Genomic DNA, 14,588 nt, shown 5'->3' on the forward strand with positions numbered 1-14,588 from the left:
TTATGTCCCCTCTCTTTCTGAGACCTATGATACAGCAGCCTGTTCTTCACCTTAACCTAGCAACTTACTCGGTGGTCCATTTTTCCGGGTCCACTATACTCCCATCATGGAGGAACGACAGAGAGATTGTGGAGGATAGATTAATCTGGAGGGCTTGGGAGAAGGTTTTATCTGGAACGGTCAACTCCTACTATCTTCCTCCTGGAGAAAAAAGAATATATCTGCATCTCCAGGATAGTCTTAATGGCCTATAAAAAGAGAGGGGGAGACCCCCTCTCTTTTTGCTTTATGGGTCTCTCTAAAAACTAACTTCCGAGTCTTCTCAATTGAGGTCGTCCCGCCTGCGCTCTGTCTCGCCCGAGCGTATTTTCGACCTGCCTGTTCCGTTTCGTGCTACATGATGGCAGACGGCCTTTACGAGGACCAGCGTTTTTAGAGGTGCCCTTATCTCATTTCCGTTCGAAGTTGGTCTAGCCAGGAAACGATTCTTCCCTCTGTAAGCTCCGGTTGATTCGTTTCGTCTATTGCCAGTCCGAGGAACTCTCCGTCTCTTATTGCCAGCTCTCCTCCCGAATAGCCATCGGTAGAGCGCTTGCCTATGACCTGGATACCTTTGTCCGCGATGGCATCATGGAGAAGCCCTAGGGCATCTACGAAGGTGTCGCCGAAACCCTCCTGATCTCCCGTTCCGAAGAAAGCTACCTTTTTGCCGGACAGATCGGCCTGTTCCAGTTTGGGAAGATAGTCGTTCCAATCGTCCTGTAGCTCCCCCATCCCCCAGGTGGAGGATCCTAGAATTACAACGTCATATCCGGTGACGGCCTCGTCCCCGGCGGACGCGACGTCGAAAAGGTCCGCTCCCAGATCCTTGGCTATCTTCTCCGCGACCGCCTTTGTAGCTCCGGTGGTGCTACCGTACAGTACACTTATAGTTGCCATCTATAAAGCGCCTCCTTTTGTAGTTTGTTTATGCTAACAAATCTTATCATGCCTAAGACGGCTAGGCAAGGTGTCAGACTTCTTTTGTTGGCGAAAGAGGGGTTGACCTTTATAAGATAGGGTGATAAAGTCTCGTTAGTTAAGGCTAACAGAGCCTTTTCGCCTGAAATTCATCCTCCAAGGGGAGGTCTTTTGGCTTCCCCTTCCCCCAATTTTTTGTCGCCTTTGGGAGGTGTCGTAAGATGCAGAACTCTCGATCCATGTCGATCTGCCCTTCCGGAACGAAGGGACTAGTGTTGGTGATCGACGGTGGTAACTGCATGAGAAATCGGTTGGCCGATATGGGAGTCTTTCCAGGGGCCTTGGTGGAAGTGCTAAGAAACGAGGGTGGCCCGGTTTTGCTCAAGGTCGGCAGCGGTCGATTGGCTTTAGGGAGGCAGATGGCAGAGAGGATAATGATCGCTTAAACCCGAAACTACCGGCGGATTCGCCGGTTTTTTCGGTCGTTTTTTTGGGTTAGATGATAGTAACTTTGTTGGAACGGGGGTAGCGCTGTGACTTTGGACGAGGTGAAGCCAGGAAGCACCGTCCGTCTGGTCCGTAACGGGGCCAGGGGTGTGGTGGGCCAGAGGCTTATGGATATGGGGTTTTTTAGGGGGGTCACCGTCAAGGTGGTCCGGAACGCACCGCTTGTAGATCCGGTGGAGTTCCTTCTGGGGAGTCAGCACGTTACCGTAAGACACGCCGAGGCGGCCACTATAGAGGTCGAGCCGATATGACGATCTCAAACACTGTAGTCGCTCTGGCCGGTCAACCCAACTGTGGTAAGTCGACCATCTTCAATATGTTGACAGGGGCTCGGCAGCACGTGGCCAACTATCCAGGGGTGACCGTGGACATAAAGAGAGGGAAGTATCGATACCAAGATCGTTCATTCGACGTGGTTGACCTTCCCGGGACCTACAGCCTCACGTCCTATTCATCCGAGGAAATGGTTGCCCGGGACTTCATCCTGGGAGGCGAGGCCGACGTCGTGGTTGGAGTCGTGGACGGTTCCAACCTTCGCAGAGGGCTTTACCTTACATTTCAGCTTCTGGAGATGGGAGCTCCTCTGGTGGTGGCTCTGAATATGGTTGATGTCGCCAGGTCGAAGGGAACTCCCGTCGATGTGGATGTCCTCTCGAGGGAGTTGGGCGTTCCCGTTCTCGAGACCGTCGGCAACAGAGGAATCGGAGGCAAGGAGCTTAAGAGGGTTCTTTTTTCCTTTTCCGCTGATGAAGGAAGATCTCCCTTTGTAGTGGATTACGGACCTTTGGAGCCTCTGATATCGGACCTTTCCGATGAGATGAATTCTATCCCTGAGATATCCTTCCCAGCTAGGTGGTCTATCATAAAGCTTTTAGAGGGAGATTCCTCAGTCATGGAACGGGTGGGAGCCTCCGGAGATAGAGGAAGAGTTCTTTTGGAAAAGGTCTCTCGTTTGGCCGCCTCTTTCGAGGAGGAGCACGGCGACGATCCCAGGTCTCACATAGGTCTCTGTCGTCACCTGAGAGCGGAGGAGATAGAGTCCCGATGTGTGAAGGATAGCTCTGCCGGAAAAGTGTCCTGGACGGACAGAATAGATTCTGTCGTGGTTCACAGGTTCGGCGGTCCCCTGATACTTCTGGCCGTGGTCTACGGGCTTTACGAGCTGGCGATAGTACAGGGTTATAAGGCCACCGAGTATCTGGTACCTTGGCTCAGTCGTTTCGAGGCTTTGGTGTCCGGGTGGTTACCTCCTGCCGGAGTGCTGGAGGAGCCTCTGATCCGCTCATTGGTGTTGAGCGTGGTGGCGGCGATCAACTCTGTTCTTATATACGTACCTATATTCCTCATACTCTTCGCGTCGATAGCCATTCTGGAGGACGTAGGGTATATGCCGAGGATGGCCTTTATTCTCGACCGTCTATTCCGTAAGTTCGGGCTTCACGGTCAGTCTACCCTACCTCTGATACTGGGAGGGGTTTTCGTCGGAGGGTGTGCCGTCCCGGGTGTCATGGCGACAAGGGTCATAGCGGACGAGAAGGCTCGATTGGCTACCATACTGGTGGTTCCTCTGATGAACTGCATGGCCAAGATTCCCCTCTACACTCTGTTAATAAGCGTTTTCTTCGCCGATCGTGGGGGGGCTATGATGGCCTTCATTTCCACTATAACCATAATTTTCGGTCTGGCCGTGGCGAAGATACTGTCTTTAACGGTCCTGAAGGGAAAAGAAAGCTCTCCCTTCGTCATGGAGCTGCCCTCCTACCATAGGCCTACCGTTAGAGGGGTGGTCACCAGATCGATCGAGAGAACCTGGCTCTTTCTGAAAAAAGTTGGAACGGTTGTCGTCGCGGTAGCTATTTTGGTCTATTTTCTGATCAACTATCCCTCTCTACCCCAGGAGCGTTATTCCTCTTTTACCGAAAGGGCAAGCGAGCTCGTGGCTGGCTTTCAGTCTAAGGTAGAGGGAACGTCCTACGGGAAAATGCTGGATAGCGAGAGCGGAGTTATCCGTCTCATCGACTATATGGAAAAGTTTAAAAGTGCCAGAATGTCCGGACAGGACATTGAAAGCTTGAACGCGAAGTTCAAGGCTATGGATCCCGAATTTTTCCCCCTGATAGATCGTTCTAACAGATCGGACAAGGACGCGAAGAAGGTCAACAGGGCTTATAAGCTTTTCAGGAGAGACAGGGCCTTCCTCATGAAGGAAATGTCCGACGAGAGGACCAACGATAGTTGGCTTGGGCGTGCAGGAAAAGCCCTGGAACCAGTGACCCATTATGCCGGGTTCGACTGGAAGGTGAACGTGGCTCTGCTTAGTTCTCTGGCTGCCAAGGAAAGCAGTGTGGCTACCTTGGGGATGATATATCGTCCAGTCGACTCCGATCAGGGCTCCCTGGAGGAAGGCATAAAGAAAGAGGGAGGAATGACACCTCTTCATGCCTTGGCGCTGATGGTCTTCATGGCCCTCTATCCCCCCTGCGTGGCGACTTTGATAATGGTCAAGGTGGAGTCGGGGAGCTGGAAATGGGCCTTCTTTTCCTTGGGGTATCCGATAGTTTTAGGGCTTTTCTGCGCGTCACTGATATTTACAGTAGGCAGTAACTTGGGCCTGTCCGGGTTTACCGCAACCTGGGTTTTCTACGGCTGTGCCCTTTTAACGACATTTGCCCTCGGTCTTATCAATCCATCGAGTCGAGAGGCATCCATAGAGAAAGGGAAGGAGGTGTAATACATGAAGAGAAGAGTTATATTCGCTTTGGGAATGGCCCTGTGTTTGGCCTGGACCGTGGTCGCTTACGCCCATACTCCCATCTGCGCCTGTTATCTCAACGGTGACGGTACCGTTACCTGCGAGGGTGGTTTCTCCGATGGATCTTCCGCCGCCGGTGTCAAGATGACGGTACGTACTTCCGACGGCGCGGTTATCCAGGAGGGAAAGATGGACGATCTCGGCGAGTTCATCTTCGACGTCCCCGAAGGGGATTACGAGGTTGAGTTCAACGCCGGACCGGGTCACGAGGTCTTGATAAAAGGTGAGGAAATACAGTAAGCCATAGACCCCGGGGTGCCTCGTCAGGCGCCCCGGTTATCTCGAGAGGAGTGACTTTATATGAAGCGTAGCGGTGTTTTGGGGCTCGCCTGTGCCCTTATCTGTTCTCTCAGCGTTCCGGCTTTCGCCCATTTTCAGATGGTATATACCCCTGAAAGCGCTCTGACCAAACCGGAGACCTTGAATCTCAAACTTGTTTTTACCCATCCCTTCGAGGCAGGACACACCATGGATATGGACGGTGTGGACAGTTTCGTGATGCTCCATAAGGGCAAGAAGACCGATCTCACCAAGTCGGTCAAGCCTATAATGTGGACCAGTCTCACCAACTCAGGAAAGGGATACGAGGCCGAGGTTCCCCTGAGAGGTATGGGAGACTTCGTCTTCGGTCTGGTCCCCATGCCATACTTCGAGGCATCCGAAGGGATCTGGATGCAACAGTGCACCAAGATGATAGTCAACGTCGCGGGGCTTCCCACCGACTGGAACGAGGAGATCGGCCTGCCTGCCGAGATAGTTCCTCTGGACAAGCCCTACGGTCTCTGGACCGGCAACGTCTTCCGCGGTGTGGTTAAGGCCAACGGAGAGCCCGTTCCCTTCGCCGAGATCGAGGTGGAGTATCTGAACCACCTTCCTATGTTGGAGGGTAATTCCTTCGCCGCCGAAGCAGCCGTGGAGGCCCCCCAGGACTGTTTCGTCACCCAGACCATCGTTGCCGACGCCAACGGAACCTTCGTCTACTCTATTCCCAAGGCCGGTTGGTGGGGATTCGCCGCTCTCGGAGTTATAACAGAGGAGTACAAGGGAGCCGAGCTCGGGAAGGATGCCGTCATTTGGGTCCAGGCCCGGGATATGAATTAGACTCTGAGATCTCTGACAAAAAAGGCCGTCCCGTTATTCTTAGGGGCGGCTTTTTATTTTTGTACTTCTTTCTCCGCCGAGGCGATAGATCCTCCCAGGCTTATGCTTAAAGAGGGGAACAGGACCTTTCTTGGATTGGACGGCTCTCAAATCCGAAAAGCGTCGATCTGTCTATCCCCTTTGGTTGGAGGTGTCTTTCTATGGATATTTACCTTGAGACGGAAGGTAGCCAGTCAGACCGAGGCCCTTACGGCCCAGTTGGACAGGAGTGAAAGGGCGGAGAGGGAGGTAATACGTCTCAACTCCGAGCTCCGAAGAACCCAGAGGGAGATCGCCTTCACTCTGGGCGAGGTGATAGAGAACAGGTCTAAGGAAACGGCCAATCACGTTCGCAGGGTAGCCGCCATGACCGAATCCCTAGCTTTGATGAGAGGTCTTACCGTGGACGAATCCAGAAGGATCGCCTTGGCTTCCTCCATGCACGATATAGGAAAGATAGGCATACCCGATAGGATTTTATCGAAACCCGGTCCCCTTTCGGAAGAGGAATTCGAGCTCATGAAGGAGCATACAGTGCTGGGCTACGAGATACTTTCTCGAACAGGAGGTCCTCTTTTTGGTATAGCCGCCCGGATAGCCCACGAACATCACGAGAGATGGGACGGAAAAGGCTACCCAAGGGGAATTGCTGGAGAGGAGATTTCGATTGAGGCCAGGATCGTGGCGATAGTGGATGTTTTCGACGCTCTGTCCCATAAAAGGGTTTATAAAGAAGCCTGGCCGGCTCAGAGGATTCTGGATCTGATATCGGAGGAGAGGGGTTCTCATTTCGACCCGTCCTTGACGGATCTTTTTTTATCGAATTTCTCCGTGTTCTCCGAGATATGCGACTCCATGCCGGATAGCACATGAATATCACGGAATAAAAGGGCAGCCCGGTCATAGTGCCGAGCTGCCCTTTAGCCTATAAGTTCCTCTCTGTCAGGTCTCTTTTTGAGGTATCTGGCACATTGTTTCATTCTGTCGTACCCCAACATTATCCCGAGGATAAAGTCCTGCTCGTCCGTAAGCTTGGATAGATCGGTCGTTCCGAAACGGCTGACCACAGCTATGCAGTCGGGATGTCCGAAAAACACGTTTATCCGGCCGTTGCCTATGGGGTGTATGACGTAGGGTATCCCGTGATGATTCAGTTTATGCTCGATTTGTCCTTTTTCTGAAATCGAGGCGGTGTGAAGTATCAGGTTTCTGAGTCCCTTCCAGTATTCGTAAACGTGATGGCAGAAGATTTCCATATAAAACGCCTCCATGGAATAAATAGGAGGAGCCCGGGGGGAACCGGGCTCCAGCATTGAGAGGGGGAATTTGACATCATGTCAGGAAAGAACGGAAGGGGAGTTCGTTCTTTCTAACTTCCTGACTGGCCATAGGATACATCCGTTTGTTCGTCTTGTCAAACACTTTTTCTCGTTTCCAGAACTAAAAAAGGGAACCCGAAAAAAACGGGTTCCCTTTGTAGGTATTTTACCTATGGATTGGTGGAGGTCATTCTTTTCCACTTGGACTCCCTTTCCATCCGCCTCTCCGTAAAGAACTTCTGTCTCTGGCGTTTAATCTCCAGATCCTCTTCCGCCAGTTCTTTCCTCTTCTCCTTGGCTTTGTCCGACTTCTTCTTGAGGTCTTTCATCTCGTAGAAGGCCTTGCGCCTTTCCTGTCCCTCCTTGACCGTTTTCTGGTGTATGTCGACCATGTCGATGTTGGCCTTATGGATGTTCTTTTTCGCTTTTTTTAATTCTTCGAGAAGATCTTCATCGGTCTGTGGTACTTTTACGGGTGGATTTTGGTTTATTCGCATGGCCCTCCCTCCTCGAAAACTCGTCTATATATATGTTATCGGATTTTTCCCCTTTGTCCATCAGCCTCTTTTCGGGAAAAAACGGAAAAACCGGGGGATCCCTCTCGATCCCCTGGACATAATCCAGAGAGCTACCAAAAGGGTGGAGGATCCCCAGCTTATCCACGGAGAGAGGATCTCCTCGGTCTGCCCTACGGTGGCCTGGGCTGAGGTACCTAAAAACCCGTACAGTCCGTCGAGAGCCAGGCCGGAGGCCACGGATACCACCGCTATAGATCCCAGATATATGAGGAGTCTTTTCGTCCCCAAAATTCTATGCAGTACCGGGATGGCCGATACGTTGGTCGCCGGTCCCGCCATGAGAAAGACGAGGGCCGCTCCTGGCGATACTCCCTTAAGTATCAAGGCTGCCGCCAGAGGGGTGGAGGAAGTGGCGCAGATATACATCGGTATTCCCGCTACCAGCATTATGAGCATGGATCCTATGCCGCCTCCCAGGGATCCCTCGAGGAAGGTCTGAGGCACGGCGACGGCTATGATTCCCGATAGGGCTATCCCTAGGAAAAAGGCGCCGGCCAGGTCTCCCCATATGTCGAAAACGGCGAATCTCAGCCCGTCTATGATCTTATCGCGGATCGAGTGGTGCTCGCCGTCTCGAATATGTCCGTGGTCGTGTTCGTGGTGGCCGTGACATGAGCTACAGGTGACGTCCGGCCTCTCTTTAGTGTTTTTGTCCTCCTCTTCCCCTCCGAAAAATACGGATAGGATTCCTGCGGTAAAAGCCGATATGAACGCCACTATCGGACGGGCCACCGTCATGATGGGATCCAGAAGGGCGTAGCTCATAGCTATGGAGTCCACCCCGGATTCCGGCGTCGAGATCAGAAAGGCGGTGGTCGCACTCGCCGACGCTCCCTGTTTTCTCAGTCCCGCCGCCGCCGGGATCACCCCGCAGGAACACAGGGGTAGGGGGATTCCCGCCAGTGAGGCTCTCACCACGGGGGCTACACCACGTCCTCCCAGAAAACGGTTGACCCAGCCGGGATCTATGAATGCTTTCAGAAATCCGCTGAGCATGATCCCGATCAACATGTAGGGGGCCGCATCGAGAAACATATGTCCCGCTTCTTTGACGATTTCCACCGTAAAATTCATCTTTCCTCTTCCCTTCCTCTATGTTCCTGGTGCTCCAGGCCTATAGTCAATATCAGGTATACGTGATGATCGTCGAGAGAGTAGAACAACTTCTGACCCTCCCGTCTTCTCTTGACTAGCTTGAGCTGTCTGAGGCTTCTGAGGTGATGGGACGTCGACGAATCGCTTATTCCCAAAGAAGAGGATATCTCGGAAACGCATTTCTCCGTCTCCATAAGTTCGAGCGCTATCCCCAGCCTCGTAGGATCTCCCAGAGCCTTGAACATGGCTGACAATTCCTCCAAAAAAGGTCTATCCTTTCCCAAGTCGGACCCACTCCCTTCGATATATGAGTATATATTCAAATATACCTTTAGTCAAGTATCCCTTGCGGTTTCAGGCGGAAACTGATATACAAACACACGTGGTTTAAAGAAGGGAGAGGAAAATATGTCCCGAAAAAAAGCTTTTCGGATGACTTTAATAACCGTTTGCATAGCCATAGGGTCCTGGTTTTTTGGCTTGGCTGCGGGGAAAATCGTTGTGGATTCCTGGGATCTGGAGGATTGTTGGATAGTGGAGATAGAGACGTTCCGGCAGGTAGAGGAGGATCCGTCGGAAAAAATGAGCGAGGACGACGGATGGAAAAGCCTTCGCTTCGAAGTCTTGGCTACATTTCTCACAGGAGATTTGGAAGGAAGAAGCGGCAAGGTCACGGTGGAACAGCTGGAGGGTAGTTATCTGAAGATGGTTCCCGGAAAGAAGTATATCCTTATGGCAGATCGTTTCCCCGACGGGGTGGTCCAATATTCCGTCAGCGACAGTTTTAGGCTTCCCTGGGTGGTATCCTTTATCGTCTTCTCCGTTTCGTCCGTATGTTTTTTTGCAGGGTGGGCCGGGGTTAGGGCCCTGATAGGGTTGGGAATTTCTCTGGCGGTGTTATTGAAGGGGTTCGTCCCTGCCGTACTTTCCGGTTTCGATCCGGTTTTTTCCGCCATAGTTGCGGTGGCGTCAGTTTCGGTTGTCACCGTATTTCTTGTCGTTCGTAGACCGGCCTACAGGCCGATAGCTTTTTTAGGCGCCATAGGAGGAGCCTGTGCGGCCTGGGCTCTCGGGGCCTCGGCGAACTGGCTCTGGCAGATCACTGGTCTCGGCGGCGAGGGGGCGGCTCTTTTCGCCAGCTCCTTTCCCGGATACGATATGAGAGGCATCTTTCTGGCCTCCGTCATAATAGGGGCCATAGGGGCTGTTTTGGACGTGGCCATATCTGTTACGTCCTCCATGGCGGAGCTCGTGGATTACGATCCAGCCATCCCGATGCCGAGACTTTGGCTTTCCGGAATAAGCGTGGGACGAGAGATACTGGGAAGCATGATCAACACCTTGATCCTGGCCTATTTCGGAAGTTCTCTGATAATGACCCTTTTGATGGTGACGTCCGAAATAGACTTGAATTTTCTTCTTAACGATCCTATGGTCGCTCAGGAACTGATCCAGAGTTTGGCCGGAACCATGGGACTTCTGTTGACGGTTCCTCTTACCGCCACCGTAGCTGTTTGGTGGCTCTCGTTAAGAAGAAGTGTGAGGTAAAGGCGTCCACTATGTGCCAGAATATATGATATGTTGCGTCTCTACCGACCAGTGATCTCCTCTATCTCTTTTTTTATCGTCTCGTATATTTTTCGGGCCAGCTTCTTATCGTTGGAGTTCTCCACGTAGAGTCTCGATCCGCAGTTCTCGAATGCTCTGCGGAGAAGGTACCGCTGTTTCTTAGAGAGAGAGACGTAACGTTGGCTCTTTTCCATGGAGCTCACTATTTTATCCAGCTTTTTTCTGTTCTGTTCCCTCTGGATCTTCAGTGCTAACGGACGCAGTTCTTCTATGGACTCCAAAACTATGTCCCTGACGTCCTGTGGAAGATTTTTCCACATTTTCAGATTGACCATGGTCTGCATAACGTAGATTTTGTGCTTGGACCTTACGTAATGGCTTTGAAAGTCCATAAAACCCATCTCCTCCACGATGTAGGGAGCGTTTTCCTGTGCCTCTACGTGGCCGAGATGGAGAGAGGTGTAGACCTCCATGAACGGAACTATCCTGGGTTTAGCTCCCAATGTCTCGTAGCATCTGCCTATTATGTCCGAGGGCATAGTCCTTATCTTCAGGCCTTTGAAGTCTTCCGGAAAGGTCAAGTTCCTGTTGGAGGTCCAGTCCATAGCTCCCTCGCTCCAGTAGGCTAGAACCGTGACCCCCTGTCTTTCATAGGCCGACGTCAGATATTCGTTCAAAGCCACGCTTTGGGAGAGAATCCTCTCGTTTTCGTCGTCGTCGTCGCTGAAAAAAAAAGGTATGGAGAATATTTGGTTTTCAGGAACCCTCGCTCCCACCTGTCCCGCTCCGTCCAGAAGGAAGTCGACCGATCCCTGACGGCAGAGGTCGTAGATTTCCTGCGGGGTTCCGAGAGTCCCCAGCGGGAATATGGAGAGCTCTATCGTTCCTCCGGATTTTTCTTTCAAAAGCTTGGCGAATTCCCTGGCGTAGAGGTCGCAGACGCTACCCTCCACCTCCTCCTCGGCGAGTCGCCAGTGGTAGATATTGCCCCAGGCTTCTGTCGCTGTAAGTATCATAAAAACTAGGCAGATACTTAGGATTCTACTTTTCACGTTGTCTCACCCCTTCCCCGGACTGTATCTTCACTATAGGCAAAAGAGACGGGGTCCGCAAGGTCCCCCTTAGATCGCAGAATCTAAAAAATTACGCCCCTAAGATTGGCGTTTTTTAGAGATCTCATCTTACCTTTTATTTGTCAGGATTTTTAGTTTATATTTAAGATGTGAAATGGCCATAAGCCGTGTTGATTCATATATCCAAACAATGTATTCTGTAGTTGAATGTTTAGAGTGTCATCGATCTTTTTAAAGGAGGTGGGGTTCATGACGATTCGAGCTAGGCTTTGGCTTATGGCTTTTGCAATAGCTGTCTTGATCGTCGTCATCAGTGCCGTCGGTTTTGTTAGGAGTTCCAACGTTATGGAGAGACAACTCAGCGAAGTTGGGACCGAAACTGCCCAGACAGTGGCCCACGGGAGTGCTCTCTATTTTGAGAGGTTAGAAATGGTTCTCGAGAACATCAAAGAGGCGGTGGCCCATCTTAGGGAAGCTGGCCTGGGGGATACTACAGAGAAGCTCATACCTTACATGAAACACTACACCGAGATAAATAAAAAAAGGGGCATACAGGACGTGTACATGGCCTTCGAGGATCGGTCCTTTGCCGACGGGACCGGGTGGGTCCCACCAGCTGATTACGATCCTAAGGTGAGGGCTTGGTATAGAAGTGCCGCCGATAATCCAGATGGAGCCGTGGTTGTCACAGATCCATATCTTGACGGCATAACGGGCAAGATGATCATAAGTTTGGCTGTTGCCTATAAGGAGAAGGGCAAATTGCTTGGCGTCGTCGGTCTTGACGTGGAAACATCTTCTCTTATGAAGTTTGTGGTTAGCCAAAAGATCCTTGGGAAGGGTTTTGGGATGTTGTTGGACCGTTCCGGCAACGTAATAGCGGCTCCCTACGAAGACTGGGTTATGAAGGAGAATATGCTTACAAAATCCTCTATCGTCACCGATGACATGGTGGCTATAGGAAAGGATATAGTCGAGGGAAAGACCGGCATGGCCGATTACGTTTCACCTGTTGACGGAGCCATGAAGAGGCTTTTCTTCGCTCCCACTGGAAAAGGACTGTTTCTTGTTCTGGAATATCCCGTGTCTGAAATCCGAGCTGCTGTGGCGTCCCTAACCTCCTGGCAGGTTGGCATAGGGGCTATGGGGCTGATAATCTCTCTGTTTATCGTCTTCTCCATTTCAAGAGGTATTCAAAAATCCCTCGTAAAACTTTTGGATACTACGTCCAGGGCTGGGGGCGGCGATCTGCTTGCTAGGTATGACGGCAAGGGGAGAGATGAGCTGGATCAGATAGGTTCGTCCATAAACGACATGATCCAAGGACTACTTTCCCTGGTCAAGTCCGCCGATGGGGTTGCCAAGAGCTCCATGGCCAGAGCAGAGGCTCTTGCCGCGCTGTCGGAGGAAACAGTTGCCTCCATGGAGGAGATCAGAAGCTCTATGGACGAGATGCTGACCCAGTTTGAGAGCAACGCATCCGCCCTTCAGCAGGCTAATGCAGGTATAGAGGAAATTTCAGGAGCCTCTAACTCCGCTGCTACGGCGGCCTCAGGCGGAGCGGAAGGAGCCTTTAAGACCAAAGAGATGACCAACACCGTGTCCAAGGAGATGGAGTCAGTCCTTAGAGAAATCCTCCACGTTGAGGATATAGCCAGCGAGAATGTCGATAAGGCGGCCCAACTAGAGGAGACGGTAAAACAAATAACCGGTTTTGTCTCCTCCATCACCACCATCGCCGACCAGACCAACCTGCTGGCTCTGAACGCCGCCATAGAGGCTGCCAGGGCAGGGGAGCATGGCAGAGGCTTTGCCGTGGTTGCCGAAGAGGTTAGGAAGCTGGCGGAGGAATCCGCCAAAGCCGCTTCCCGTATAGAGAATCTCATTGCCAATTTGAGGGATCACTCGGCAAAGTCTGTGGGATCATCCAAAAATGCCGTCGATACCCTGAAGGGGACTGGCGCGAGGACGGAAAGCGTACAGGAGAGGCTGAAACAGAGCGTCATGGAAATTGCTAAAGTCAGCGACGCAATGCAGAGTTTGGCTGCGGTGGCTCAGGAACAGGCTGCCTCCAGTGGTGAAATGTCCTCCGCCGTTGGATCGGTGGCCAAGGGAACCACAGCCCTGGCGGCAATGGTGGACAGGGTGAGACAGGCCACCGACGAGACTGCCGGTGCCTCCGAATCCATAGCGACCCAGGCCCAGGAGTTATCGGAGATGGCTAGATCCCTCCAGGATCAGATGGATAAGTTCTCGACCGATGAAAAGGGCCCTTATGAGATCGAGGGGCTAAGAGCTAAAAGCCTTCCTCCCAAATCGCAGCGGTAGCAAATCATAAAGGTGTCGCTAGGCGGCCTTTGCGAGATGATGGCCAATAACAAAAAGGGCTATTGGAGAATCTCCAATAGCCCTTTTCTTTAATGCGGTCTCCTAGCTAATCTAGAACAATCCGGAGATTCTTCCGTTTTCGTCCACGTCTATCGCCAGAGCGGCCGGTTTCTTGGGCAGCCCCGGCATGGTCATTATGGAGCCGGTTATGGCCACTATGAATCCGGCTCCGGCGGAGGCCCTTACCTCTCTGACCGTTACGGTGAAGCCGGTGGGTCGGCCTTTCTTAGACGGGTCGTCGGAGATGGAGGACTGAGTCTTTGCCATGCAGATCAGGAGGTCGTCCAGACCGAGATCGTGAATAGCCTTGAGGTCCTTCTCCGCCTTGTCGGTGAAGCTGACTCCGTCGGCTCCGTAGATCTCCGTGGCTATCTTGGTGATCTTCTCCTTTGGGCTCAACTTCTCGTCGTAGAGGAAGTGAAAATCGTTCTTCTCGTCGCAAGCGGCTATGACCTTCTCCGCCAGGTCGATTCCTCCCTCGCCTCCCTTGGCCCATATCTCAGACAGGGCCACCGGGGCGCCCAGGGCGGCGCACTTCTCCTCGACCAGCTTGAGTTCCTCGGGAGTATCGGTGGGGAAGGCGTTGATCGCCACCACCACGGGAAGCCCGAAGTTCTTCATGTTCTCTATGTGTTTCTCCAGGTTGGGGATGCCGGCGGCCAGGGCGTCCATGTTAACCTCGCCAAGTTTGTCCTTGGAAACTCCTCCGTGCATCTTGAGGGCCCTTACCGTGGCCACTATCACCACCGCGTTGGGCTTCAGACCGGCCAGACGACATTTGATGTCCAGGAATTTCTCCGCGCCCAGGTCGGCGGCGAAGCCCGCCTCGGTCACGAAGTAATCCGCCAGCTTCAGGCCGTACTTGGTGGCCATGACGCTGTTGCAGCCGTGGGCTATGTTGGCGAAGGGACCGCCGTGTATGAAGGCCGGAACGTGCTCCAATGTCTGTACCAGATTGGGTTTGAGGGCGTCTTTCAGCAGCATCGCCATGGCTCCCTGGGCTGCCAGGTCTCCTGCCGTCACAGCCTTGCCATCGTAGTCGTAGGCCACGATGATCTTGGCGAGCCTCTCCTTGAGATCCGAGATCCCCGAGGCGAGACAGAGAATGGCCATTACCTCCGAAGCCACCGTTATATCGAAGCCGTCC

The 14,588-nt window shown here is 52.4% G+C and carries 16 protein-coding genes; 9 read left to right on the forward strand and 7 right to left on the reverse strand.

What is annotated here, in order from left to right:
• A partial coding sequence (locus L2W48_RS12575; protein ID WP_236100410.1) for a hypothetical protein occupies window positions 1-254 on the forward strand: 254 nt, incomplete at its 5' end.
• A 190-nt stretch (window positions 255-444) separates the two neighbouring features.
• Here L2W48_RS12575 and L2W48_RS12580 read toward each other — a convergent pair.
• Entirely contained in the window at window positions 445-939 is a 495-nt protein-coding gene (locus L2W48_RS12580) for a flavodoxin (protein WP_236100411.1), read from the reverse strand.
• A gap of 242 nt (window positions 940-1,181) precedes the next feature.
• On the opposite strand from L2W48_RS12580, the gene L2W48_RS12585 reads away from it, so the two are divergent.
• From L2W48_RS12585 to L2W48_RS12610, 6 genes are all read left to right on the forward strand, one after another.
• Window positions 1,182-1,406 carry a FeoA family protein gene (locus L2W48_RS12585; RefSeq protein ID WP_005660952.1) on the forward strand — a complete coding sequence of 75 codons (225 nt, stop codon included), beginning with the start codon at window positions 1,182-1,184 and terminating at the stop codon, window positions 1,404-1,406.
• Between the two features lie 87 nt (window positions 1,407-1,493).
• A complete protein-coding gene (locus L2W48_RS12590; RefSeq protein WP_236100413.1) occupies window positions 1,494-1,718 on the forward strand; it encodes a FeoA family protein in 225 nt (74 codons plus the stop codon).
• Window positions 1,715-4,198, forward strand: a complete 2,484-nt coding sequence (feoB, locus tag L2W48_RS12595; RefSeq protein ID WP_236100414.1) for a ferrous iron transport protein B — start codon at window positions 1,715-1,717, stop codon at window positions 4,196-4,198. The genes L2W48_RS12590 and feoB overlap by 4 nt, the downstream gene beginning before the upstream one ends.
• A 3-nt stretch (window positions 4,199-4,201) precedes the next feature.
• A complete protein-coding gene (locus L2W48_RS12600; protein ID WP_236100416.1) occupies window positions 4,202-4,519 on the forward strand; it encodes a hypothetical protein in 318 nt (105 codons plus the stop codon).
• Window positions 4,520-4,579: 60 nt separating this feature from the next.
• Window positions 4,580-5,380, forward strand: a complete 801-nt coding sequence (locus L2W48_RS12605; protein ID WP_236100417.1) for a DUF4198 domain-containing protein — start codon at window positions 4,580-4,582, stop codon at window positions 5,378-5,380.
• Between the two features lie 213 nt (window positions 5,381-5,593).
• The gene (locus L2W48_RS12610) at window positions 5,594-6,292 is read left to right on the forward strand and encodes an HD-GYP domain-containing protein (protein ID WP_236100420.1); all 699 of its coding nucleotides are present in this window, start codon (window positions 5,594-5,596) and stop codon (window positions 6,290-6,292) included.
• Between the two features lie 47 nt (window positions 6,293-6,339).
• Here L2W48_RS12610 and L2W48_RS12615 read toward each other — a convergent pair whose 3' ends face one another.
• The 4 genes from L2W48_RS12615 to L2W48_RS12630 all read right to left on the reverse strand — a co-directional run bounded on the left by L2W48_RS12615 (window position 6,340) and on the right by L2W48_RS12630 (window position 8,695).
• Window positions 6,340-6,675: a DUF2023 family protein gene (locus tag L2W48_RS12615; RefSeq protein WP_236100422.1), complete on the reverse strand. Its 336-nt coding sequence runs from the start codon at window positions 6,673-6,675 to the stop codon at window positions 6,340-6,342.
• Between the two features lie 233 nt (window positions 6,676-6,908).
• On the reverse strand, window positions 6,909-7,235 hold the full coding sequence (locus L2W48_RS12620; RefSeq protein WP_236100423.1) for a hypothetical protein: 327 nt from the start codon (window positions 7,233-7,235) through the stop codon (window positions 6,909-6,911).
• Window positions 7,236-7,295: 60 nt separating this feature from the next.
• Entirely contained in the window at window positions 7,296-8,390 is a 1,095-nt protein-coding gene (locus tag L2W48_RS12625) for an SO_0444 family Cu/Zn efflux transporter (RefSeq protein WP_236100424.1), read from the reverse strand.
• The gene (locus L2W48_RS12630; protein ID WP_236100426.1) at window positions 8,387-8,695 is read right to left on the reverse strand and encodes an ArsR/SmtB family transcription factor; all 309 of its coding nucleotides are present in this window, start codon (window positions 8,693-8,695) and stop codon (window positions 8,387-8,389) included. The genes L2W48_RS12625 and L2W48_RS12630 overlap by 4 nt, the downstream gene beginning before the upstream one ends.
• Window positions 8,696-8,819: 124 nt before the next feature.
• On the opposite strand from L2W48_RS12630, the gene L2W48_RS12635 reads away from it, so the two are divergent.
• The gene (locus L2W48_RS12635) at window positions 8,820-9,959 is read left to right on the forward strand and encodes a YibE/F family protein (protein ID WP_236115024.1); all 1,140 of its coding nucleotides are present in this window, start codon (window positions 8,820-8,822) and stop codon (window positions 9,957-9,959) included.
• 41 nt (window positions 9,960-10,000) lie between these two features.
• Here L2W48_RS12635 and dctP read toward each other — a convergent pair whose 3' ends face one another.
• The gene (gene dctP / locus L2W48_RS12640) at window positions 10,001-10,996 is read right to left on the reverse strand and encodes a TRAP transporter substrate-binding protein DctP (protein WP_236100429.1); all 996 of its coding nucleotides are present in this window, start codon (window positions 10,994-10,996) and stop codon (window positions 10,001-10,003) included.
• Between the two features lie 306 nt (window positions 10,997-11,302).
• On the opposite strand from dctP, the gene L2W48_RS12645 reads away from it, so the two are divergent.
• Window positions 11,303-13,381 carry a methyl-accepting chemotaxis protein gene (locus L2W48_RS12645; protein WP_236100431.1) on the forward strand — a complete coding sequence of 693 codons (2,079 nt, stop codon included), beginning with the start codon at window positions 11,303-11,305 and terminating at the stop codon, window positions 13,379-13,381.
• Between the two features lie 111 nt (window positions 13,382-13,492).
• On the opposite strand, the gene L2W48_RS12650 is transcribed toward L2W48_RS12645, so the two are convergent.
• On the reverse strand, window positions 13,493-14,588 hold a 1,096-nt coding region (locus tag L2W48_RS12650), incomplete at its 5' end, for a formate--tetrahydrofolate ligase (protein WP_236100432.1).

Origin of the sequence: Dethiosulfovibrio russensis (assembly GCF_021568855.1) — a bacterium.
Taxonomy (GTDB): Bacteria; Synergistota; Synergistia; order Synergistales; family Dethiosulfovibrionaceae; genus Dethiosulfovibrio; species Dethiosulfovibrio russensis.

Coding starts and splice junctions, on each gene's coding strand:
- L2W48_RS12580 (WP_236100411.1), bottom strand. CDS start 939: ATGGCAACTATAAGTGTACTGTACGGTAGCACCACCGGAGCTACAAAG.
- L2W48_RS12585 (WP_005660952.1), top strand. CDS start 1,182: ATGCAGAACTCTCGATCCATGTCGATCTGCCCTTCCGGAACGAAGGGA.
- feoB (WP_236100414.1), top strand. CDS start 1,715: ATGACGATCTCAAACACTGTAGTCGCTCTGGCCGGTCAACCCAACTGT.
- L2W48_RS12600 (WP_236100416.1), top strand. CDS start 4,202: ATGAAGAGAAGAGTTATATTCGCTTTGGGAATGGCCCTGTGTTTGGCC.
- L2W48_RS12605 (WP_236100417.1), top strand. CDS start 4,580: ATGAAGCGTAGCGGTGTTTTGGGGCTCGCCTGTGCCCTTATCTGTTCT.
- L2W48_RS12615 (WP_236100422.1), bottom strand. CDS start 6,675: ATGGAAATCTTCTGCCATCACGTTTACGAATACTGGAAGGGACTCAGA.
- L2W48_RS12620 (WP_236100423.1), bottom strand. CDS start 7,235: ATGCGAATAAACCAAAATCCACCCGTAAAAGTACCACAGACCGATGAA.
- L2W48_RS12625 (WP_236100424.1), bottom strand. CDS start 8,390: ATGAATTTTACGGTGGAAATCGTCAAAGAAGCGGGACATATGTTTCTC.
- L2W48_RS12635 (WP_236115024.1), top strand. CDS start 8,820: ATGTCCCGAAAAAAAGCTTTTCGGATGACTTTAATAACCGTTTGCATA.
- dctP (WP_236100429.1), bottom strand. CDS start 10,996: ATGATACTTACAGCGACAGAAGCCTGGGGCAATATCTACCACTGGCGA.
- L2W48_RS12645 (WP_236100431.1), top strand. CDS start 11,303: ATGACGATTCGAGCTAGGCTTTGGCTTATGGCTTTTGCAATAGCTGTC.